This is a genomic window from Halanaerocella petrolearia (assembly GCF_054657875.1).
This window is the reverse complement of record NZ_BAAHXW010000001.1, coordinates 271,985-294,179: the sequence shown is the minus strand read 5'-3', so window position 1 is coordinate 294,179 and position 22,195 is coordinate 271,985. Positions and strand designations below refer to the sequence as shown.

Here is a 22,195-nt window from a genome sequence, read left to right as displayed (position 1 = left end):
ATAAAAACTATAGAAACAATAAAATAATAAAAGAATTAGTTTAAAGAAATGAAAAAGGCCTTCCTGACGAAGGCCTTTTTTCTATAGATACTATTCAATCTGTTCTCTTTCTCTAAATAAGAAACTGACAGAGTATAATCCTGCTAAGCCAACTAAAGAATAAATTAATCTACTAAAAGGAGCTAATTGTTCTCCTCCGCCAAATAAAGCGGCTACTAGGTCAAATCCAAATAGACCAATTAACCCCCAATTTAATGCTCCAACAACAACTAAGATTAATGCTAAACGATCCATTATTTCAACTCCTTTATAGTAATTATTAAGTTCTTTTATATTATTTCGGAATAAAGTCTTGACTATTCATTATTTAATTCCTCTAAACTTTGTAGTAATATTTTACATTTAATAAAAATAATATAAGATAGACTAAAGTAGAATAGAAAAATTAGAAAGGAGGATAAAAATGTATAGAGGTTTATTTTGTAAGATATTCATTCCTTAACATTGATTGTCAGTAAATAAATGTAATTAACTTAAAATTATTCACTTTCAGGCGGATGTTGATATTATTTTTTCTTTTTACTTGAAAAAGAACTGATAATTATCTATATTAAGTATGAAGTAATTAATAATTGTTATTGGTTTGATATAGGGAGGATGAAATATGAAGAAATCGTTTTTGTTAATTTTGTTAGTTTTAGTTTTTTGTATTAATTTTAATGTAGTAGCTGCAGAATCTTATGATCATAAAGCAATAGAAAACTTTATTGCCTATCGTATTAAGTATATTCATAATGTAGCATATAATACTAAGGTAGAATTGACTAAATATCGAGTGGAAGAGTATGTAAAGAGTATTATTCAGTGGTCTGATTATTATTCACGTGAATTAGGAGTTAATGTAGATCCATTATTGGTAACAGCTATTTTAGAGACTGAGACTAATTTTGTATCACGAGATGATTATGATGGAGGAAATAGTATTGGTATTTCTAGTATGAAAGTTCAAACAGCTAAGTGGATAGCTGATAAATTAGGGGTCAATTATACTAAATGGAGAATGCTTGATGCTACTGATTTAGGTATTAGATTCACAGTTTATTATTTAGCTTTGGCCCATAATAGATATAGTAGTAATTTACATAAAGTGATTACATCCTATAATCAAGGTTTCGATGGAATACCGATTGCTGATGAAGACCAACTCTATAATAATTATTTATTTAAAGTACTAGGTAGATATAAATATTATCAGAAAAGAATTAGTTCTTATGGTTCTAATGCAAGTAAGTATTTCTCTTATAAATTTTCTGATCTCTATCAATAATAATGCCCCGCCTTTAAAGGCGGGGCATTATTATTACTTCTGAATAATTTCTGTTCTATAGCCATCAGGATCAGTTAGGAAATAATATCCTCCGCTTGCTTCTTCATCTAAACTCTTCAGGTCACTTACTTTATAGCCAAGTTCTTTATGGCGTTGATAGGAAGTTTCTAAATCACCTACTGTTACAGCAAAATGACTGAAACCATTTCCAATAGTATAAGGTTCTTCTCGGTCATAGTTATATGTAAGTTCTATTTCGAAATCACCTGTTTGGCTCTTCATATAAACAAGAGTAAATTCATACTCTGGAAAATCTCTTTTTCGAGCTACTTCAAAGTTCAATGCCGTTTCATAAAACTCAATTGATTTCTCTAAGTCCATTACTCTAATACAAGCATGAACAACATTATAATTTTGTGACATAAATTAGTACTCCTTTCTTTTTAGCATTTACTTTATATTGTAGTAGTTAAATCTATAATTGTCAATCTTTAATAAGAAAAAATTAGATATCTAATATTATAACTTTATTCTTAATTAGGCAAATGGTATAATAAGTAATAATAACTAATTAATCTATTATATAGGAAGGAATAAAGTATGGAATTAATAAGACAGGTAGTCGGAGTTGGAGATGTAAACTGTTATATTATCATTGATAAAACAAATAAAGGAATAATTATTGATCCAGGTGGAGAAACAGAAAAGCTATTAACTAAAATAAAACAGAAAGAGATAGATTTAAAAGCAATCATATTAACTCACTGCCATTATGACCATATTTTAGGAGTTAAGAAATTAAAACAAAAATTAGATCTACCAGTTTGGATTCATAAACAGGGAGCAGTGGGCTTAACTAATGCTGAGATTAACTTATCAGCTAACAGAACAGTACCTACTACTATAATTAAACCTGATCGTAAATTAGAGAATGGAGAAGTGTTGGAAATAGGGAGTTTAAAGATAGAAATAATACATACTCCTGGACATACTGCTGGTGGGATATGTTTAAAGATTAATAATAAACTATTAACCGGAGATACTCTATTCAAGAATTCAGTAGGGCGCACAGATTTACCAACTAGCAATTATCAAGATTTAGTAGATTCAGTTATTAATAAATTACTTATCTTAAATGATAATTTAAAAGTATATCCTGGGCATGGGCCAACTACTACTTTAGCTAGAGAAAAAAGAAAGAATCCTAAGGTAAGACGCATAATTAGGAAATATTAACTTTATATAATGTGAGGTGATGATATGGAATATATTGAATTATTAGATCAGTTAGAAGAATATTTTAGAGCAGGTGAAAAAGATGGAGAAGAAAGAATAGGAGTTGAGATTGAACATTTTGTAGTAGATCAGAATACTTTACAGACTATTACCTATCAAGAAGAAGATGGGATTGAGGATCTACTGGCTCAACTACAGGATAAAGGATGGCAAGGAGAAAAAGAAGATGGACATCTGGTTAGACTCTTTTCTGATCAGGCCGATATTACTCTAGAGCCAGGAGGCCAACTAGAAATAGGTATTTACCCTTGTGGGAAAATAAATTGCTTGGAAGAGGTTTATCAGCAGTTTTTGCAAGATGTCATTCCTGTTTTAGAAGAACATAATTATTACTTACTTACTTTAGGCTATCAAGTAGAGAGTAAAATTGATGAGATTGATTGGAATCCTAAAAAACGATATAAGATTATGTCTGATTACTTTGAGCAAAAGGGTCAATATGCCCATAATATGATGAAGGGAACTGCTGCTTTTCAAATTGCTTTAGATTATCAAAATGAAGAAGACTTTGTTAATAAGTTTCGAGTAGCAAGTGCCTTATCACCTATCTTCAGTGTTTTACTTGACAATTCTCCAATTTTTGAAGGTGAAATTTATAAAGATCATGCTTTAAGAACTTTAATCTGGAATAATACTGATCAGACTAGAACAGGAATAGTTAATAAAGCTTTTGCTGATGAGTTTGATTATCGTAAATATGCAGAATATATTTTAACTAGAGAACCAATTTTAATTAAAGATGGAGAGAGTTATAAAGCAACTAGTACTAAAACCAATCGTGAAATTTTTGCTAAAAAAGATTTTAATCAAGATAAATTAGAACATATTTTGACGATGGTCTTTCCAGATGTTCGAGCTAAACAGTTTATTGAAATTAGAATGGCTGATTCTTTACCGCCTGAACTAAGTTTTGCACTAGTAGCTTTTTGGAAGGGACTATTTTATAATCAATCTAATTTAGAAAAAGTAGTGGAATTAATAGTTAAATTCAGTTTGGCTGATATTTTACAGGCTAAAGAAGAGATTATTGAGCAAGGTTTAAAGACTAAAGTAGGTGATTATTCTATTTTAGAGATAGCTAAGCAAATTGTAAATTGGAGTAAAGAAGGGCTAAGTGAGAATGAAATTGAGTATCTAAAACCTTTAGAGAATTTAATAAGTAATAAGAAGACTCCTGCTAGCAACTTAAAAGAAAGGCTAAAGAGTATGTCTAAGAAAGAAGCTATTAGAGATTCTATTTTAAATTATAAAGTAGATATTTAGGAGGGGAACAGGTGACAGAAGTAGATAATAGCTATCGAAATATTTTAGAGCAGAGAACAGAAGAGTATTATCAAGATTACCAACGATTATATGAAGTATTAGAAGACTCTTATGCTTATTATGAAGGAGCAGTGATTCCCTTTTTATATCATCCAATATTCTTTAGTAAAGATGAAATATCTGATTTTAAAAAGTTAGTAGATAAGCTGAATGAAATTTTAAATAAAGTAGTTGATAGATATATAACTGATAAGGAGTTTCGAAGTTATTTTAATTTTTCTAAAGAGTTAGAAGAGCTTATTTTAGTAGATCCTGGTTATAGTTGTAACCTACCAATGGAGCGTTGTGATATTTTTTATTATGGGAAAGATAATTTTAAGTTTTGTGAATTAAATGCTGATGGTTCTTCAGGAATGGTAAAGACTAATACTTTAGAAGATTATTTTTTAGAAAGTAATGCTATACAAGAGTTAAAGCAAGACTATGAAGTTAGCTATTGCGAGTTATTAGATAGTTGGATTGATAACTTACTGGCTAATTATCAAGAATTTAGCAATGGAGCCAAAGAACCTAATGTAGCAATTATGGACTTTAATAATTATGGTATGACTAGTGAGTTCAAGTTTTTTAAGGAACAGTTAGAAAAGAGGGGATTAGAAGCTAAGATTGTTGATCCAAGAGAATTAGAATATGAACCTGGTAGTTTATCTGCTAATGATTTTCACATTGATTTAATTTATCGTCGAGCTGTGACTACAGATTTGATAGATCATTATGAAGATATTGAAGATTTAATAACTGCTTATGAAGAGCAGAATGTCTGTGTAGTTGGCCCGATTAGATCACAAATTATACATAATAAAATCATTTTTTGTATTTTACATAATAAAGAAAAAGTATCCTTTTTAACTGAGGAAGATAAGAAATTTATTGAAGAATATATTCCTTATACTGCTGTTGTTGATCCAACTGATCAAGAACAGTTAGAGTATATTAAGCAAAATCAAGAACAGTTAGTCTTAAAACCAGAAGATAACTATGGCTCAAAAGGAGTAACAATCGGACAGGACGTCAGTAAAAATAAATGGCTAGAAGAAATATCACAAATTCAACCTGAGAGTTACTTAGTTCAAGAATTCTGTATTGTACCAGAGATAGAGTTGGCTACCTTTATAGATGGTAAGTTAGAGTTTAAACCTTATAAGTATACATTAGGCTTATTTGCCTATAATCAAGAATTTCAAGGTATTTATACTCGAGCTGGAGAAAATAATATAATTGCTAGTGCTACTGGCTGTGTAACTCAACCTAATTTTATAGTTCAAGAGAAATAATCTTAGAGGTTCTGGTATTAATGCCAGAACCTTCTTATTTTTTAGTATGTAGTCATTTTTTATCTAGTCACTTATGAACACAAATAAAAAATACCATTGAAATAAATAAAAATAACCCATAACATAAACAAGAAAGGAGGGAAGTATAAATGATAGATATAAACTTTAGAAAGGGATATTTTTATGGAGTATGTCTAATATGTATAATAATATTTATATTTGCTAATGTTTCATTAATTAATACAGTCATTGATGCTATCTACCCAGTTAAAAATACTAGATTAGAATCTATGACCGAAAGAAAAATAAGATACCAAGAAAAATATCCTGACTTAGAAGAAGAAAAGATTACTAAAATGATAAGAGAAGAAATGAAAAATCAAAAGAAAAGAGAAGAATATCGTAGAAAAAGAAGGTTAATTACAGAATTAGCTAAATCAATAACTTTATTAGTATTAGTAATTCCTATTTATTTATTTCACTGGAGAAAAGTTGAATACAATTAATAATATTTTATCCCTTACTTAATTAAGTAAGGGATTTTTATTTTAATAATATATTAATACATAGTTATATCTAAATAGAATAGTTTTAAGCAAGAATGTACAAATTATAAATAAGATTAAACTAAAGATATGACAGTAGATATAGAGGAGGGTGGCTTATGCAGTCACTAGAGTTAAAAAATGGTATTAGCTGGATCGGTGCTCTTGATCCTGATTTAAGGGTTTTTGATGTTGTTATGGAGACTGAATTTGGCACTTCTTATAATTCTTATTTTGTAGAAGGGTCAGAGAAGATAGCAGTTGCTGAAACTGTAAAAGTTAAATTCTGGGATGAATACATTGAAAAATTAAGCAATCAAATAGATCCTAAAGAGATTGATTATATTATAGTAGATCATACAGAACCAGATCATGCAGGATCAGTAGAGAAGTTATTAGATTTGGCTACTAATGCCAAAGTAGTAGGCTCATCAACTGCCATTCAATTTTTAGAAGCCATTGCTAATAGAGAGTTTGAGTCGATGATAGTTAATACTGGAGATGAAATTGACTTAGGGAATAAAACTCTAGAGTTTATTTCTGCTCCTTTTTTACATTGGCCTGATTCTATGTATACCTATGTTAAAGAAGATAAAACATTGATTACTGGGGATTCATTTGGATCCCATTATTCTTTTGATAAGATCTTAAGGTCAAAGCTTGAAGAACATGATGATTATTTTAAAGCTTTAGAGTATTATTATAATATGATTATGGGGCCCTTCAAACCTTATGTATTAGATGCCATTTCTAAGATAGAAGACATAGAAATTAATATGATCTGTCCTGCCCACGGGCCAATTTTAGATGAGAACCCTTGGGAGATTGTTGAGAAATATAGAGAATGGTCTACAGAAGAGAATCCAAATACTAAAGAAACTGTAATTATTCCTTATGTTTCTGCTTATGGTTATACAGGTCAATTAGCCCAAAAAATTAAAGAAGGAATTAAATCAGTTGGGGATATTGAGGTAGAAGTTTTTGATCTAGTAAAAGATGATGAAGATGAAGTTCTAAACAAGATTCGTTGGGCTGATGGATTATTATTTGGATCACCTACTATTAATAGTGATGCCTTGCCACCTATTTGGGATCTATTAATGAGTCTATCACCTGTAGTCCATGGTGGAAAACTAGCATCTGCTTTTGGTTCTTTTGGCTGGAGTGGAGAAGCAGTACCAAATTTAGAAGAAAGATTAGAACAGCTAAGAATGAAGATAATGCCAGGCTTAAAAGTAAATTTCAAGCCTAATGAAGAAGAACTTGAGAAAGCTTATGAGTTTGGAGCTCAATTTGGAGAGTATATTGCAGATGAAGATAAGGAGCCACCAGCAGTAAATCGTGGTAAGGGTAAAGACGACAATCTAGATGTAGATGGAACAGTTAAAAAGTGGCGATGTGTTATCTGTGGTGAAGTATATGAAGGTGTCGAGCCACCTGCTGTCTGCCCAGCTTGTGGAGCTTCAGCAGAGCAGTTTGAAGTATATGAAGAAGAGGAGATTGAATTTCAATCTAAAATAGAAGAGGATATTGTAATAATTGGTAATAATGCTGCTGGTACAGCAGCTGCTGAATCAATTAGAGCTCGAAATAAAAAAGCTAGTGTAAGAATTATTGATAAAGATCCACATCCAGCTTACTATCGCCCAATTTTATCTGATTATATTAGTAATAGCCATGATGAGGAGCAGTTTTATTTATATGAAGAAGAATGGTATGAAAAAAATAATATCCATCTTACATTAGGGGAAACTGTTAGCAAAATTAATCCAGACGATGATGTAGTTGATTTAGAAAATGGTGAGAAAGTTAAATATGATAAATTAATTTTAGCTACAGGTAGCCATAACTTTATTCCACCAATTATAGATATTAATAAACAGAGAGTATTTACTATTAAGACCATTGATGATGCTGACCAAGTTAAAAAATATGCTGAAAAATCAAAAGAAGTAGTAGTAATAGGTGGAGGTTTGTTAGGCTTAGAAGCAGCCTGGGAATTAAAGTCTATAGGTTTAGATGTAACTGTAGTTGAAAGGTCAGAATGTATATTACCTAAACAATTAGATGTTCAAGGTTCACAAATGTTAGAAAGAGGGATTCATAAATCAGGTGTTGAGATAATCAAAGGAGCTACAGTTAATGCTATTTTAGGCAATCAAGAAGTAGATGGTGTTCAACTCTCTAGTGGTAATAGACTAGATGCAGATATGGTAATTGTATCTGCTGGTATCAGACCTAATACTGAATTAGCTAAAGAAGCTGGTATTGAAGTAGATTATGGTATTGTAACAGATGCTACTATGAAAACTAATATAGATAATATTTATGCTGCAGGCGATGTATCCCAGTTTGAAGGGGTTAATTATGGTATCTGGCCTGAAGCAATTGAACAGGGCAAAGTAGCTGGAGCTAATGTTGTAGGAGATAAGGTAGAGTATGAACATGTTATACCATCTAATGTATTCAATGGTATGAATATGAAACTATTCTCTGTAGGAGATCTCAATTTTGAAGATGATGTGTCTTATAAGTCAATCATTGATCAAGATCCAGAAGAGAATATTTATAAAAAGTTGTATTTTATAGATGAAGAATTTGTAGGAGGGATCTTGATTGGTGATGTAGTAAAGACATCAAGTATGATTACGGGTATTAAACGTGGGGCATCTGCAGCAGATATGATAGATGAAATTATTTTAGATTAATTTATGAGGAAAGAATTCTGCATATTTAGCAGAATTCTTTTTTTATTTTTATAGTCACTTTATATCTAGTCACTTATGAATATAAATAAAAATAAAAAATAATAATAAAATAAAAAATTCTAAAATAAGATGTAATAAAGATATATTCAAAAAATTAAGGAGGTCTAAAATAATGGCGAAAATATCTATTAACAACCGTACTGAAGAAGAAACTAAAAGAGATTTAATTGAAGCAACTGCTATAGAAAAAACTGCAATAGCAGAATTAATTGATGCAGAAGCTGAAGAATTAAAGAAAGTTGTAGATTTAGAAGATGTAACAATAGAGAAATTAATTCAATTTCAGGAGAAAGTAGACTCTATTCTTAATACTGGAGTTGAATTGAAGAAAATGTTACAGAATGATTTACAATTTACTAATTCTGAATTTGAAACAGATGAAAAAAAGGTGATTGAAGTAGAAGAAGAAATTGTAGAAGAAATGGATGATGATAAGAAAAAGATCAAAAAAGTAATCACTAAAAAAGAGAAATAGATAAATCTAAAGCCACACCTAGTTAGGTGTGGCTTTTATGATAAAAAGAATAAATTTAAATAATTAGGTACAAATTATAACTGATAATATAACTTATAGGAGGTAAAATAGTGGAAGAAACAGCTAATGAATTAATAGATGAAAAAAGTCCTTATTTATTACAACATGCACATAATCCAGTTAATTGGTATCCTTGGAGTGAAGAGGCCTTTGAAAAGTCTTTAGAAGAAGATAAGCCTATCTTCTTATCAATAGGATATTCTACTTGTCATTGGTGCCATGTAATGGAACGTGAGTCTTTTGAAGATGAAGAAGTAGCAGAGATTCTTAACGAAGATTTTGTTTCTATTAAGGTAGATCGAGAAGAACGCCCTGATATTGATGATATCTATATGTCAGTCTGTCAATCTATGACTGGCCGTGGTGGTTGGCCTTTAACTATAATTATGACTCCTGATAAAAAGCCTTTCTTCGCTGGAACTTACTTTCCTAAAGAATCTAAATTAGGCCGGCCTGGATTATTACAGATTTTAAATCGAATTAAGAAATCATGGACTAATCAGCGAGAAAAATTATTACAATCAAGCGAAGAGATTACAAAAGCACTACAGGAACATAATATAAAAGGTCAAACTAAAGACCTGAATACTACTGATCTAGAAGATTTAATAGAGCGTGGATTTAATAGTTTGAAAAACAGTTTTGATCCTGCTTATGGAGGATTTGGTGGAGCTCCTAAATTTCCAAGTCCACATAGCTTAATGTTTCTTTTGAGGTATGCGAAAGTAGAAGAAGATCAAGAAGGTCTGACTATAGTTGAGGAAACTTTAGATAGTATGTATCAGGGGGGGATTTATGATCATATAGGTTATGGGTTTTCTCGTTATTCTACAGATGATAAATGGTTAGTTCCTCACTTTGAAAAGATGCTTTATGATAATGCTTTATTAGCTATTATTTATCTTGAAGCTTATCAGATATTAAACAAAGAAAGTTACGCTCAAGTAGCTGAAGAGATTTTAAGTTATATTAATCGTGATATGACTGCCTCTGAAGGTGCTTTCTATTCAGCTGAAGATGCTGATTCAGAAGGAGTTGAAGGTAAATACTATGTCTGGACTCCTAGTGAAATAAAGGAAGTACTAGGTAAAGAAAAAGGAGAAGAATTCTGTCAAACTTATAATATTACTGAAGAAGGTAATTTTGAAGGTAAGAATATTCCTAATTTAATTGATACAGATTTAAATAAAGTAGAAGTGGATAATAAATTTGCTGAATCTAGAAGAAAGTTGTTTTTAGCTCGAGAAGACAGAATACGTCCAGCCCAAGATGATAAGATTTTGACCGGTTGGAATGGATTAATGATTGCTGCTTTTGCTAAAGCAGACCAGATATTAAATAAATCAGAGTATAAGGAACAAGCTAAAGAAACAGCTCAATTTATCTGGGCCAACCTTCGTAGAGAAGAAGATGGACGCTTATTAGCTAGATATCGAGAAGGAGAAGCAGACTATTTAGCTTATGCTCAAGATTATGCTTTCTTTATCTGGGGGTTAATCGAACTTTATCAATCTACTTTTAAAGTAGATTATTTGGAAAAAGCACTGACTTTAAATGAAGATTTAATCCATTATTTTTGGGATCAAGAAGAAGGTGGCCTTTATTTATATGGTAGTGATGGAGAGAAGTTAATTACTCGTCCTAAAAAGCTACGTGATGCTGCCTTGCCATCAGGTAATTCAATAGCTACTTTAAATTGGTTACGATTAGCTAAGTTAATTGGTAAGCAGGAATTAGAAGAAATGGCTGAGGAGCAGGTTAAATATTTCTACCAACAGTTAGATCGAGTACCTAGAGCTTATACGGCATTTTTAATGTCTGTATTATTTATAGAAAAAGGTGGTCAAGAAGTGGTAATTGTTACTGAAGAAGAAGATGAAATAGGAGGAGAAATGATTAATTATTTTCAACAAGAATTTACTCCTTTTAGTGTAATAATAGCCAAAGGAAGAGAAGATGATGAATTAAAGAAATTAATTCCTTATATAGCTGATTATAATCAAGAGGGAGGACAAGCTACTGCCTATGTCTGTCAAAACTTTAGCTGTTTAACTCCAGTAACTACAGTTGATGAATTTAGAGATTTAATTGACAATTCTCAAAAGAGTACAATTCTAGTCTAAACTAAACCAAGGGCCAACTTTAAAGTTGGCCCTTGGTTTAGCCTTATAGTTTCAATTTCAAAAGCTCTTGAAGTATGGTATAATAAATTAAAGTATCAAAAATATAGTAAAATTAAATCTATTAACAACAGTAATGCCCTATCTTTAGTAACTACCTATAACTAACATAATTATTGCTATCGATAAGATAATGAAGGAGGAATAGTGTGCAGCCAGTAGACTTATTTGTTAAATTATGTGCTAAAGAAGAAGTAGTTAATTTAATTGAAGCTAAAGGAATTAAGGTTAAAGGATTTAATGGTCGAATTAGTAAGGCACCACTACCTTTTTTGAAGAGCTACTTAAAACAGTGGTTAACTAAAAAAGGAAGTAGAAACTTTACTAATCTAATTAATGATGATTTCAAAAATAAAGCTCAACTTTTTGCAGGTTGTAGTTTAAATAGTTTTCTTTGTTTAATGAATCGAGAAAAAAGAGAATTACCAGAGAGTATTGCTTTTGGTCTCTTTTTATCTCTTTTTCCAAAACAGATTGATGAATACTTACCTAAGTTTGTATCTAATTGGAAAGAAGATAGAGATATTTTTGCAGTAGAGTTAATAGATTGGAAGATAACAGATGAAAATGCCAATCAAGCTATTAATGACTTATATAATCCATTGATAGAAATTAAAAGGTTATATTCTGAAGAAGAGAAAATTAAAGACCAACTTTTTGTTTTAGCTGAAGAAGAATATTTAGAATGTAAAAAAGAAGTAGTAGATCTTTCTTGGAGCGATTTTGTTAGAAACTATCCTAAGTTACTTGGTAGGTATAGTGAAACTATAGTTTTGCTTAGTTATTTATTAGAAAATGAAACAGAAATTAAAAAGATAGAAAATAAAGAAAAAATAAAGTTGCATTTTATTCTATTTACTAAAGCATACTCTCAGATACAAGAGGAAAAAATAAAAAGACTAGAAAATAAAATACAAGAACAGAAAAAAGAGTTAAATCAATTAGATAACATAGCTAATAAATTAAAAAAGATTACGACAGAGAAAAAAAGAGTAGATAGTGATTATCAAATAGCTAAAGGAAAGATTGATAATTTAGAAGAACAAAATCAACAGTTGCAAGAAAAAATAGCAGGTTTTAATCAACAATTGACTGGTAAGAATAAAAAAATTGATTTATTAATTGAAAAATTAGAGCAGTCAGTTAGTTATACTGAATTAGACTATCTGACAGACTGTAGTACAAAACAAGAAATAATTATTGTTGGTTCAAAATCTAAATTATATGATTTATTCTTAGGAGATTATGTTTATTATCCTGCTGAAGTAAATATAGAGCAATTAAAACAGAAATTAGTGACTGATAAAGATTATTTAGTTTTAATTACTAGAAGTAGATTAAATACAGAACAATTATTGGCTTGGGAGACAAAATTAAAAAAGTTAAATATCGAGAAAGAAATTATTGTAGCTACCTCAGAAATAGAGTTTATTAAAGAAGTAATAAGAAAAAACTTAATCTAAATTAAAGGAGGCAAGATTATAATGAGTAATAAACATAAGAAAAGAAAGGGCCAAAATTTTCCAAACTGTTATATGTTAGGGGTTTTACATTATAATAAAAAAACTTATCCTAAAACAGTAATTAGAAAGGCTCCTGTTACAATTAGAAATAAAAAGAATGTTATTTTTTATGTCAAAAACTTATCACCTAGTCCAGAAAATATAACTGAATGTAGTGAGGAATCATTTATAGGTTATCCTGATCTTAGTTTAAAGAAGGTAGGAATTCCTTTTGATTACCAAGCTACAGATGATCGATATGAACAGGAAAAAATAATAAAAAAAGAATTACAAAATAAACTTATTTTATTTCTTCCTAAATTAAGGGCAGAAAATAGAAAAGGAAGATCAATCTATCATAAAAACTTTGATATTATAGATTTAGATGATTTTACTGGTTTTAGAGAATATGAGACTATTGAAGATTTACAAACTGCTTTCTTTAGACCAATACCAGGTGTTTCAATGAGTATAGATAATTTTGAAGGGAAACTTCAAAAAGGAACTACAATTAAATATCCTGAATATGATACTTCAGAAATGCCAGCATCAGATATAGCTATCTGTCAAAATAGACTTTATCTTCACTTATCCGATTCAAATCAAGCAGTAAAATCAATAAAGTTACCTGATGATTTTAATGAACATGTAGTTTATAAATATAATGATGATTTAATCTTTATCGATGATGAATACTATCAACATTTGAAACAGAGACGAGGTAGAGAGTTAGGAACTAAAAGTCAAGGAAATAGAGTAGGAGATTTATTAACTGCTGATGAGTTAGATAAGATTAGTAAAATTGAAACTAAGGAGAAAAAATCAAAAGAAGAGTCTCCATCAACTAGTGATACTACTAAAGATATTGAAACTGAAAATGTTGAAGGCAAAGAAGAAGAATTTTTAACTGATTTATATCAGAATGCTTTAGCTAAAAATCTTTATTATAGAAAAGAGGATCTATATAATCTCCATACTTCAATTAAAACCAGTCCTTTAACTATTATCAGTGGCATGTCTGGTACTGGTAAGACAAAGTTGGCCCAGATTTATGCTGAAACTTTAGGGCTTGAATTAGAAGATGATTATACAATTATTCCAATTAGCCCTTCTTATACTGAACCTAATGATCTATTAGGTTATTTGAACACTATTGATAATACTTATACTCCTGCTGAAACAGGATTAGTAGATATTTTAGTTAAAGCAGCCCAGAATAAAGATCAACTGCATATGGTAATCTTTGATGAGATGAATTTAAGTCAAGTAGAATACTGGTTCTCACCATTTATATCTTTATTAGAATTAGAAGAAGAAGATAGAAAGATAAAATTATATAATGAAAATACTCTTGATAATGATATCATTGAAGATTTGAAGTATCCTTCTAGATTAGATATAGGTAATAATATAATATTTGTAGGAACAGTAAATATTGATGAGACGACAAAAGATTTTTCAGATCGTTTATTAGATAGGGCCAATGTAATTACTTTAGATAAGTTTAGTTTTTATGAAATTAAAGAGAATCTAGAAAAAGAAGGTCAGCAGTTAGAGATGTCAACTGCAGATAAGGTATATAATAGTATTCAATTTAGTCAGTGGCAGAGCCAACTAGATACGCCTTTGCAAGTATTGACTGATGAAGAACTTAAATTATTAGATAAAATTCATAATATTTTAAATAAAGTTGATGTCCAAAAAGGAGTTTCCTTCAGGGTGGTTGAAAATATAGCCAAATACTTAGAAAATTTACCAGAAAAACAAGAATTAATTTCTAGACAGGATGCTTTTGATCTACAGCTAAGACAACGTATTTTAACTAAGGTTCGTGGGCCAAGACAACAATATAAAGAGTTGATTGGTCATTTATCTGAGAAGGGTACAACAGGTAATTTATATGAGATTTTAAGTTCTAAGTTAGGAGGAGAAGTGTCTCATTTTAAAGAGTCAGTTGCAGAATTAAAACGAAAAGCAAAGGAGATGGAGCTTAATGGCTATGCTACATAGGGAAGAGTTACCCTTTACTGTAGAGTTAAAGTCATTCTGGAAACATAATCCATCTGTTATAGATAAAGCTAGATTAGAATACTTTACTGATACAAAACAGGAGTTGAATCAGTTAAAAGAAAAAAAGATAGTTAGTATTCCAGAATATAAAAAATTCAGTTTGAATTTTCAAGTAGATATACCAGAGGTTGAAGCTAAGTTAGAATTGAAAGGAGGTGGTCGAGCTCAAAAAATCACTCTACTTACTGGCGAAGAAAAGTTTTTATTTGATCCAGATGATGAAATAATTGAAAGGCCTTGGCCACCTGACTGTTATCTAGTAGTTATTGAATTTAATAATCGTAAATATTATTCATACTTGCAGATAGATGCTAAAAATATGTCTCAACAAGAGCTAAATCAATTAAGAAGAATGGTCAATCGGTTGACACAAGGATTAATCTTTGATACTAGATATGAAAAAGAAACTGTAACTTCGGAGTATAACTCTTATCAGAATCAATATTCTATATTAAATATTTTATTAGAAGATAAAGAGAAATTATTACAAAATTATCGTTCTATCTTAAATTCTCCTATAGAGGAGATTAAAAAGAAATACCAGAAAAGAAATGATAAGTTTAAACTGGATAATAAAGGAGCTAGATGGTTGGCAAGTAGTAAAGGGCAGGCTCTAAATAAAAATCAAAAGAAACCGAATATTTTATATCAGAAAAAAGCTTATAATAGTTTGAGTAATTCGGCTAATAAATGGATGATTAAAATAGTCAACTATTTAAGAACTGAGTTATTGAGTCTACAAGCGGATTTAGAAGAAAAATTAGTTCAAATATCTTCCTCACAATCTATTAATGTTAAGTCTAAATTAAGAAAGACTAAAGAACTATTTAATAGCTTTGACTTTATAATCAATAGTCAGCTTTATCAAGCTAATCAAGATTTTAATAAAGTTAAACAGGTTCCAAGGTTAGTATTTAAAGACCCACGATATTTAAGAATCTATAATATATATCAGCAGATTATAACTAATAAACAGACCGAAAATAAATACCAGTTTAAACAGAGTGATAAATTGTATGAGTATTATATTTTGTTTAATACTATTAATGCTCTATCTGATTTAGGTTTTGTCTGGGCTGATAAATTAGCCCACGAAGAAGCACGACACAGAATGTTTAATAATAGAGTTCCTGAAGATCATACATTTACTTTGCAACAAGATGATTATAAAATTGAAGTATCTTATGAAGCAGAAATTCCTTGTTATAGTGAGCGAGATATTAGAATTGGTTCTCAGGAATTCTTTACCTTATGGTATGGTTATCAACCGGATATTAGAGTCGATCTTTATGATAACAATAGATTAAAACAGAGTTTTATTATTGAAGTTAAGTACCGCAGATTTGATAGACTTTATAGACCTGATCATAATACAGAAGTAATCAATCAGATAGCTAAGTATAGAAATAATACTGAATATATCAGATATAATGGAGATTTAATTCGACCAATTGATAAAGTAATTGTTACTTATCCTAAAGATAGCTATCGGATAGTAAATAAAGAGCATAATAACCGGTTTATCTTTATTCAGCTATCTCCTCAAGAAGAAGGAAGAGGACATTATGGATATCAAGAATTTAGAGATTATCTAGCTCAGATACTAAAAATCTAATGAGGTGATAATTTGCGGTTAGAGGCAGATTTTTACCAGCGAGATACTTTAACAGTGGCGCAAGAATTAATAGGTAAAGTTATAGTGAGAAGAATAGCTGGAACTGAAGTAAAATGTAGGATAGTAGAGACTGAAGCTTATATTGGCCCCCAAGATAAAGCTTGCCATGCTTATCAGAATAAACGGACTAAACGAACTGCAGCTATGTTTGCTCCAGGTGGTTATACTTATGTTTATTTAATTTATGGTATACATTATTGTTTTAATATTGTAACTAGTTATCAAGGTAAACCAGCAGCTGTTCTGATTAGAGCTGTAGAACCATTTACTGGTCTGGAAGTAATTAAGGAAAATAGACAGATTAAAAGTAATAAAGTAGCCGATTTAACTAATGGACCTGGCAAACTATGTCAGGCGTTAGATATTGATTTAAGTTTAAATCAATATAATCTTACTACAGGAGAAGAATTATATCTTATTGATGATAATATAGATGTTACTATTAATCGGTCGCAACGAATCAATATTGATTATGCCGAAGAATATAAGGATAAATTATGGCGGTTTTGTATAGCCGATAACTCTTTTGTTTCAAAATGAAAGGAGGGATAAGATGAATAATCATTTGTTTTTCCTTTGTATCGATAATCTTAACTATTTAGAAGATATTTTTGGAGCTACAATAATAGAAGAAATAAAACAGAGTCTAGATTCTAAATTACAGGTACTGGTACAAAAGTTATTAGAGCGGCACCAGATTTCAACTCCTTTAAGATCTAATTTAGATAACTGTTGGTATTTAACCTTTACTATTCATGATGAACAACTATTGGTTAATAACTCAGAACAGATAACCTCAATTAAAAAAGCTGGAAGAAAGATGGTTAAGGAACTAATCACAGAAGAGTTTGGAGCCGCAACAGATAAGAAAGTTGAATTCATCTTAGAAGTTATTTCTTTAGAAAAAAATATTTCTGAAATAAATATTAAACAGTATGTAAAAGATAATCTTGATTCTATAGAATCAACTAGTGAAGACTACCATGAAATAATCAATAAAAAGGGATTTAAAAAAATAATTATAGACAGAGAGTTAAGTACTTATTTGCAACCAATACTTAGTCTGTCTCAAGAAAAGATAATTGGTTATGAGGTTTTAACTCGCGGACCAAAAGATAGTTCTATATTTCCAGCTAGTCAGTTATTTGGAGCAGCTAGTTACTTTGATTTAGAAGAAGATTTAGAGTTAGCCTGTATTGAACAAGGTCTTAAATGGGGGCTTAAACTACCAGATGATAAGAAGATCTTTCTTAATGTTGGCCCTGATTTATTACAAGATAATAGATTATTAGATTTAGTTACAGAGCAGCAATTTAAGAGTATACTATCACGAATTGTTCTAGAAATAACTGAACATCTACCTTTAGAAGTTGCTGTTGAACTTAAAAGTAGAATTAAGCAGTTACGTAAGTTAGGAATAGAGTTGGCTCTAGATGATACTGGTTGTGGTTTTTTTGATTTAACAACTGTAGAGGAATTAAAACCGGATTTAGTTAAATTATGTATTACAGTAACTAATAAGGCTGATACCTCTCAACAGTTACACCAAGAGATTGATAAAACAGTCACAAAAGTTTCTGATTTAGGAGCACAGGTCTTAGCTGAAGGTATAGAACGTAGAGAACAGATAGTTGCTTTAAAAGAAACTAAAGTGGAGTTGGCCCAAGGATATTACTATTCTCATCCACAACCAGCTAAAAACTTTTTAACTAATAAGAAAGAAATAGCTTTACAGACAGGAGAATAACCTATTATCTTGAATATATAGCATAGGCTAAATTTAATAATGCATAAACTAGTAGTAGAGAAGGAGAGGTTATAATGCAAGAAAAATTATTAAAACTATTAGAAAATGATAGTAAATTATCTCCTCAGAAAATAGCTACTTTGCTTGATGTATCTGTAGACAAAGTTAAAGAGGAGATCAATCAATTAGAAGATGAGAATATTATTGTAAAATATCATACTCTAATTGATTGGGATAAGACAGAAAAAGATATTGTAACTGCTTTTATTGATGTTGAAGTTACTCCTGAACGAGATTTAGGCTTTGATTCTGTAGCAAAACGTATCTATAAGTTTTCTGAAGTAAAATCAGTCTATCTAATGTCTGGTGGTTATGATTTATCTCTTCAGATAGAAGGAAAGACTATGCAAGAGGTAGCTTTATTTGTAGCAGAGAAGTTAGCTACTATTGAGCAGGTAGAGAGTACAACTACTCATTTTATGTTAAAGACATATAAAAAAGATGGAGTTATCTTTAAAGGTGATGCAGAAGAGACTGAAAGGTTAGTGGTATCGCCATGAAGTGGGAAGAACAGATTTCATCTTCAGTTCAAGATATTTCTCCATCAGGAATTAGAAAGTTCTTTGATTTAGTATCAGGTGTAGATGATGTAATCTCATTAGGAGTAGGAGAGCCTGACTTTGTAACTCCTTGGCATATTAGAGAAAGTGCATTTTATTCTTTAGAGCAAGGAAATACTATGTATACCTCTAATTATGGTTTGTTAGAATTAAGAAAAGAGATTACAAATTATATGCAGAAAAAATATGAATTAGAATATAACCCAGAAGAAGAAGTATTAGTTACAGTAGGAGTTAGTGAAGCTTTAGATTTGGCTTTACGCACTTTATTATCTCAAGGTGAAGAGCTATTATTACCTGAACCTAGTTATGTTTCTTATCAACCTGCAGCTGAATTAGCTGGAGGAGATGTAGTAAGAATTCCTACAACTAGGGAAAATCAGTTTAAATTAACAGCAGATGACTTAAGGAAAGCAGTTACTCCTCAGAGTAAGTTATTGGTTTTATGTTATCCTAATAATCCTACTGGTGCTATTATGAAAGAAGAAGAGTTATTAGAGATTGCTCAAGTAGTAAAAGAAAATAATTTAATTGTATTGGCTGATGAAATTTATAGTGAATTGACTTATGATAGCCAACATACTAGTTTTGCTAGTCTACCAGGAATGAAAGAGAGAACTATTGTCTTTAATGGTTTTTCTAAAGCTTATGCTATGACAGGATGGAGAGTTGGTTATGTAGCAGCTCCTAAGCCAGTTCTTAAAGCAATGATGAAGATTCATCAGTATACTATGTTGTGTGCTCCAGTTATGAGTCAAAAAGCTGCTTTAGAGGCTTTGCGCCATGGTGAAAACAAAAAGCAAGAGATGGTTACTGCTTATAATCAGCGACGAAGAGCTATTATTAAAGGTTTAAATGAAATTGGCTTAGACTGTTTTGAACCAGAAGGTTCTTTTTATGCTTTCCCATCTATTAAATCAACAGGACTGACTTCAGAAGAATTTTCAGAAAGACTATTACAAGAGGCGGGAGTAGTAGTAATTCCTGGTAATGTCTTTGGAGATAGCGGTGAAGGATTTGTGCGTTGTTCTTACGCTGCTTCTTTAGATGATATTTATGAGGCTTTAAATAGAATTGATAGTTTTGTTAAGAAACTATAATAGGAGGTGGTGACTAGATGCCTAAAGACTATACTTGTCCTAAGTGTGATAATCATAGTTATGAGACTGATGAATTTTCTGCTACTGGAAGTGGTCTATCTAAATTCTTTGATATTCAAAGTAAAAAATTTACTACAGTAAGTTGTGCTAAGTGTGGTTATACTGAACTCTTTAAAGCAGATAGTAGTACTTTAAGTAATATTTTTGATTTCTTCTCTTAAATAAAGCAAACTTAATAATATTGGAGTGAAATTTATGCTAGGAATTATTCCTATAGCTATAGCATTAGCTTTAGATGCTTTTGGTGTAGCATTAGGTATAGGTTGTGGAAGTAAGATAAGTTCTAAAGAAAGGTTTGGATTGATATTTTCTTTTGGACTGTTTCAGTTTTTGTTTTCCTTTACAGGAGCGATAGTTGGTAATTATATTGATAGTAATTTGTTTAATATTAGTAGTTCTGTAAGTGGAATTATTATCCTTTTACTAGGTTTATTGTTGCTAAAAGAAGGCTATGAAAATGATGAAACTTGTCTTTATAGAAAAATTGAATTAGCTACTTATATTATTTTAGGTGTCAGCGTTAGTATTGATGCTTTAGGCGTAGGATTTTCAATACTATATAATTTAAATATATCTGCAATTATTGCTAAGACAATAGTTATCGGGTTGATCTGTTCTATTTTAACTTTTATCTCCTTTGTGATCGTTAATTATATCAAAAATTTTATGATAGTCGAAAAGTATGCTGATTATTTAGGAGGACTAATTTTAGTAGTTTTTGGTTTAAAAATGATTTTTTTATAAGAACTCCCAATCTGGGAGTTCTTATTGTATTTTAGTGCAGAATTTCTTATGAAACTAATTATATAAATAAATGTTAATCAAGATAGATTAGTTATTTTATTTTTAACATTTTTTAAGTTAATGCATAAGTTATAGTAAAAGAAAAGGGGGTTGAAAACATGGGTGGAACTTATGATGATGGAGCTTATGTTGTATTTTTAATCCTTATCTTATTATTGTTAGGATCTGATTATTAAGCTAATAGAGGGGCTGGGGATTATCTTCTAGCCCTTACATACTCCTATTCTTTCCCGGGCCAACTTAGCCCGGGCTCTTATTTTGAATGATAATTATCTTCGTTTAATAAAGCCCATAAGTCTTCCTAAAACAAAAGCTCCAGCTGCTGTAAGGATTAAAGTTGGATAATAATTATCTTCTTTAGGATCTTGCATAGTCTTACTAAGTTGATCTTTAACTCTGCTTAACATCATTTTAGAGCCTCCTTTCACAACTATTATTATTTTATCCTGGTTACTAACAGATTATCCTATCGCAAATATTGTAAAAATGTAATTTAAAGTTATCTATCAACTAAAGGCAAATTATGTAATTGCATCACTTTTATAAATATAATATAATTAATATGGTAAAAATAAATAAAGTAGGTATGGTTGCAGCATTCTTATTTTAAGGAGGAAAACTAGATGAAGTTTAAAGTAGTAGCTTGGGCTTTAATATTAGTCTTTATAGTTAGTGGTTGTAATTTAAACCAAGGCGAATTGATTTATAAAAATCCAGAAGAATTAATAGGTAAAGAATTGACAGAAGATTTTCTGACTAAAAAACAAGTGGATGTAATTAATCCTAGTAATGTAGCTAAAGCAAGACAAGAGTTACGTGGTATTAAAAATTTAAAAGTAGAAGAAGGACTGGCTATTTATACTACTTTAGGAGAACGCCCTTCAGGAGGTTTTGAAATAGAGATAAAAGAGATTCGAAAGAAAGCTGACAAGCTATTTGTGACTGTTAAAGCAGTTGGCCCAGCAGCTAATCAAGCTGTAATTCAAGTTATTACTTATCCCTATGATATTATTAAATTACCTTCTGTAGAAATAACAGAGATCAATAAGATTATCTTTTTATCTACAAATAAAGAAAAATTGGAAAGTATAGAAGTAAATAACTAAATTATAGGGAATTATTAATAAATATTATCTTTTGTTTGCACAGATAACTTATGTATGTTATACTACTTTAGGAAAATAAAAAAGAGATAGGGGAGCAGTTATCAAAAGTATCTCAGGAGAAAGGGATAACTGCCGAAACAATGAATTGATTCATTGTTGGGCTTGTATCCAAATAGGTGCAAGACTGTCATTATTAGTGGAGCACTATCTTACTTATTGTTAGTATTATCTAACTCTGGTGAGTAACTCTACCAGAGTTTTTT

21 protein-coding genes and 1 riboswitch are annotated in these 22,195 nt (G+C 30.2%); of the genes, 18 read left to right on the top strand and 3 right to left on the bottom strand.

The genetic code is table 11. The features are described 5' to 3' along the window. Nucleotides 1-90 precede the first annotated feature (90 nt). On the bottom strand, nt 91-294 hold the full coding sequence (locus ACYQ39_RS01550; protein WP_459840116.1) for a DUF378 domain-containing protein: 204 nt from the start codon (nt 292-294) through the stop codon (nt 91-93). Nucleotides 295-664: 370 nt separating this feature from the next. Here ACYQ39_RS01550 and ACYQ39_RS01545 point away from each other — a divergent pair, with 370 nt between their 5' ends. Then, nucleotides 665-1,327: a transglycosylase SLT domain-containing protein gene (locus tag ACYQ39_RS01545; protein WP_459840115.1), complete on the top strand. Its 663-nt coding sequence runs from the start codon at nt 665-667 to the stop codon at nt 1,325-1,327. Nucleotides 1,328-1,360: 33 nt separating this feature from the next. Here ACYQ39_RS01545 and gloA read toward each other — a convergent pair whose 3' ends face one another. Continuing rightward, nucleotides 1,361-1,750, bottom strand: coding sequence for a lactoylglutathione lyase (gene gloA / locus ACYQ39_RS01540; RefSeq protein ID WP_459840114.1), 390 nt, complete (start codon nt 1,748-1,750; stop codon nt 1,361-1,363). A gap of 177 nt (nt 1,751-1,927) precedes the next feature. Here gloA and ACYQ39_RS01535 point away from each other — a divergent pair, with 177 nt between their 5' ends. The 16 genes from ACYQ39_RS01535 (at nt 1,928) to ACYQ39_RS01460 (ending at nt 20,766) form a co-directional block, all read left to right on the top strand. Beyond that, a complete protein-coding gene (locus ACYQ39_RS01535) occupies nt 1,928-2,563 on the top strand; it encodes an MBL fold metallo-hydrolase (protein ID WP_459840113.1) in 636 nt (211 codons plus the stop codon). A gap of 24 nt (nt 2,564-2,587) precedes the next feature. Further along, on the top strand, nt 2,588-3,886 hold the full coding sequence (locus ACYQ39_RS01530) for a glutamate--cysteine ligase (RefSeq protein ID WP_459840112.1): 1,299 nt from the start codon (nt 2,588-2,590) through the stop codon (nt 3,884-3,886). Between the two features lie 11 nt (nt 3,887-3,897). Next, complete coding sequence (locus ACYQ39_RS01525; RefSeq protein ID WP_459840110.1) at nt 3,898-5,220, top strand: circularly permuted type 2 ATP-grasp protein; 1,323 nt, start codon at nt 3,898-3,900, stop codon at nt 5,218-5,220. A 149-nt stretch (nt 5,221-5,369) separates the two neighbouring features. Next, nucleotides 5,370-5,726, top strand: coding sequence for a hypothetical protein (locus ACYQ39_RS01520; protein ID WP_459840109.1), 357 nt, complete (start codon nt 5,370-5,372; stop codon nt 5,724-5,726). A gap of 158 nt (nt 5,727-5,884) precedes the next feature. After that, a complete protein-coding gene (locus ACYQ39_RS01515; protein ID WP_459840108.1) occupies nt 5,885-8,473 on the top strand; it encodes an FAD-dependent oxidoreductase in 2,589 nt (862 codons plus the stop codon). Between the two features lie 172 nt (nt 8,474-8,645). Next, nucleotides 8,646-9,008, top strand: coding sequence for an alpha-helical endospore appendage domain-containing protein (locus ACYQ39_RS01510; protein ID WP_459840107.1), 363 nt, complete (start codon nt 8,646-8,648; stop codon nt 9,006-9,008). A 107-nt stretch (nt 9,009-9,115) separates the two neighbouring features. Further along, nucleotides 9,116-11,191, top strand: a complete 2,076-nt coding sequence (locus ACYQ39_RS01505) for a thioredoxin domain-containing protein (RefSeq protein WP_459841613.1) — start codon at nt 9,116-9,118, stop codon at nt 11,189-11,191. A gap of 206 nt (nt 11,192-11,397) precedes the next feature. After that, on the top strand, nt 11,398-12,711 hold the full coding sequence (locus ACYQ39_RS01500) for a coiled-coil domain-containing protein (protein WP_459840106.1): 1,314 nt from the start codon (nt 11,398-11,400) through the stop codon (nt 12,709-12,711). Between the two features lie 21 nt (nt 12,712-12,732). Then, entirely contained in the window at nt 12,733-14,760 is a 2,028-nt protein-coding gene (locus tag ACYQ39_RS01495; protein WP_459840105.1) for an McrB family protein, read from the top strand. Continuing rightward, nucleotides 14,744-16,435, top strand: a complete 1,692-nt coding sequence (locus ACYQ39_RS01490) for a hypothetical protein (protein WP_459840104.1) — start codon at nt 14,744-14,746, stop codon at nt 16,433-16,435. Before ACYQ39_RS01495 ends, ACYQ39_RS01490 begins: the two co-directional genes overlap by 17 nt. A gap of 12 nt (nt 16,436-16,447) precedes the next feature. Continuing rightward, nucleotides 16,448-17,035: a DNA-3-methyladenine glycosylase gene (locus ACYQ39_RS01485; protein ID WP_459840103.1), complete on the top strand. Its 588-nt coding sequence runs from the start codon at nt 16,448-16,450 to the stop codon at nt 17,033-17,035. A gap of 13 nt (nt 17,036-17,048) precedes the next feature. After that, entirely contained in the window at nt 17,049-18,242 is a 1,194-nt protein-coding gene (locus ACYQ39_RS01480) for an EAL domain-containing protein (protein ID WP_459840102.1), read from the top strand. 74 nt (nt 18,243-18,316) lie between these two features. Further along, complete coding sequence (locus ACYQ39_RS01475; RefSeq protein WP_459840101.1) at nt 18,317-18,802, top strand: Lrp/AsnC family transcriptional regulator; 486 nt, start codon at nt 18,317-18,319, stop codon at nt 18,800-18,802. Then, on the top strand, nt 18,799-19,962 hold the full coding sequence (locus ACYQ39_RS01470; RefSeq protein WP_459840100.1) for an aminotransferase class I/II-fold pyridoxal phosphate-dependent enzyme: 1,164 nt from the start codon (nt 18,799-18,801) through the stop codon (nt 19,960-19,962). The genes ACYQ39_RS01475 and ACYQ39_RS01470 overlap by 4 nt, the downstream gene beginning before the upstream one ends. Nucleotides 19,963-19,979: 17 nt before the next feature. Continuing rightward, the gene (locus ACYQ39_RS01465) at nt 19,980-20,183 is read left to right on the top strand and encodes a zinc ribbon domain-containing protein (RefSeq protein ID WP_459840099.1); all 204 of its coding nucleotides are present in this window, start codon (nt 19,980-19,982) and stop codon (nt 20,181-20,183) included. Between the two features lie 34 nt (nt 20,184-20,217). Beyond that, on the top strand, nt 20,218-20,766 hold the full coding sequence (locus ACYQ39_RS01460) for a manganese efflux pump MntP (RefSeq protein ID WP_459840098.1): 549 nt from the start codon (nt 20,218-20,220) through the stop codon (nt 20,764-20,766). Nucleotides 20,767-21,095: 329 nt separating this feature from the next. Here ACYQ39_RS01460 and ACYQ39_RS01455 read toward each other — a convergent pair whose 3' ends face one another. Beyond that, nucleotides 21,096-21,236, bottom strand: a complete 141-nt coding sequence (locus tag ACYQ39_RS01455) for a hypothetical protein (protein ID WP_459840097.1) — start codon at nt 21,234-21,236, stop codon at nt 21,096-21,098. A 213-nt stretch (nt 21,237-21,449) separates the two neighbouring features. On the opposite strand from ACYQ39_RS01455, the gene ACYQ39_RS01450 reads away from it, so the two are divergent. Next, complete coding sequence (locus tag ACYQ39_RS01450) at nt 21,450-21,932, top strand: protease complex subunit PrcB family protein (RefSeq protein WP_459840096.1); 483 nt, start codon at nt 21,450-21,452, stop codon at nt 21,930-21,932. Between the two features lie 79 nt (nt 21,933-22,011). Continuing rightward, a riboswitch (Lysine riboswitch) is annotated at nt 22,012-22,147 on the top strand. Nucleotides 22,148-22,195 lie beyond the last annotated feature (48 nt).

Bases quoted from the DNA above. Each gene is read 5' to 3' on its own strand.
- ACYQ39_RS01550 (WP_459840116.1), bottom strand. From the start codon at position 294: ATGGATCGTTTAGCATTAATCTTAGTTGTTGTTGGAGCATTAAATTGG.
- ACYQ39_RS01545 (WP_459840115.1), top strand. From the start codon at position 665: ATGAAGAAATCGTTTTTGTTAATTTTGTTAGTTTTAGTTTTTTGTATT.
- ACYQ39_RS01450 (WP_459840096.1), top strand. From the start codon at position 21,450: ATGAAGTTTAAAGTAGTAGCTTGGGCTTTAATATTAGTCTTTATAGTT.
- ACYQ39_RS01455 (WP_459840097.1), bottom strand. From the start codon at position 21,236: ATGATGTTAAGCAGAGTTAAAGATCAACTTAGTAAGACTATGCAAGAT.
- ACYQ39_RS01530 (WP_459840112.1), top strand. From the start codon at position 2,588: ATGGAATATATTGAATTATTAGATCAGTTAGAAGAATATTTTAGAGCA.
- ACYQ39_RS01520 (WP_459840109.1), top strand. From the start codon at position 5,370: ATGATAGATATAAACTTTAGAAAGGGATATTTTTATGGAGTATGTCTA.
- ACYQ39_RS01465 (WP_459840099.1), top strand. From the start codon at position 19,980: ATGCCTAAAGACTATACTTGTCCTAAGTGTGATAATCATAGTTATGAG.
- ACYQ39_RS01480 (WP_459840102.1), top strand. From the start codon at position 17,049: ATGAATAATCATTTGTTTTTCCTTTGTATCGATAATCTTAACTATTTA.
- ACYQ39_RS01495 (WP_459840105.1), top strand. From the start codon at position 12,733: ATGAGTAATAAACATAAGAAAAGAAAGGGCCAAAATTTTCCAAACTGT.
- ACYQ39_RS01510 (WP_459840107.1), top strand. From the start codon at position 8,646: ATGGCGAAAATATCTATTAACAACCGTACTGAAGAAGAAACTAAAAGA.
- gloA (WP_459840114.1), bottom strand. From the start codon at position 1,750: ATGTCACAAAATTATAATGTTGTTCATGCTTGTATTAGAGTAATGGAC.
- ACYQ39_RS01460 (WP_459840098.1), top strand. From the start codon at position 20,218: ATGCTAGGAATTATTCCTATAGCTATAGCATTAGCTTTAGATGCTTTT.
- ACYQ39_RS01490 (WP_459840104.1), top strand. From the start codon at position 14,744: ATGGCTATGCTACATAGGGAAGAGTTACCCTTTACTGTAGAGTTAAAG.
- ACYQ39_RS01475 (WP_459840101.1), top strand. From the start codon at position 18,317: ATGCAAGAAAAATTATTAAAACTATTAGAAAATGATAGTAAATTATCT.
- ACYQ39_RS01470 (WP_459840100.1), top strand. From the start codon at position 18,799: ATGAAGTGGGAAGAACAGATTTCATCTTCAGTTCAAGATATTTCTCCA.
- ACYQ39_RS01535 (WP_459840113.1), top strand. From the start codon at position 1,928: ATGGAATTAATAAGACAGGTAGTCGGAGTTGGAGATGTAAACTGTTAT.
- ACYQ39_RS01515 (WP_459840108.1), top strand. From the start codon at position 5,885: ATGCAGTCACTAGAGTTAAAAAATGGTATTAGCTGGATCGGTGCTCTT.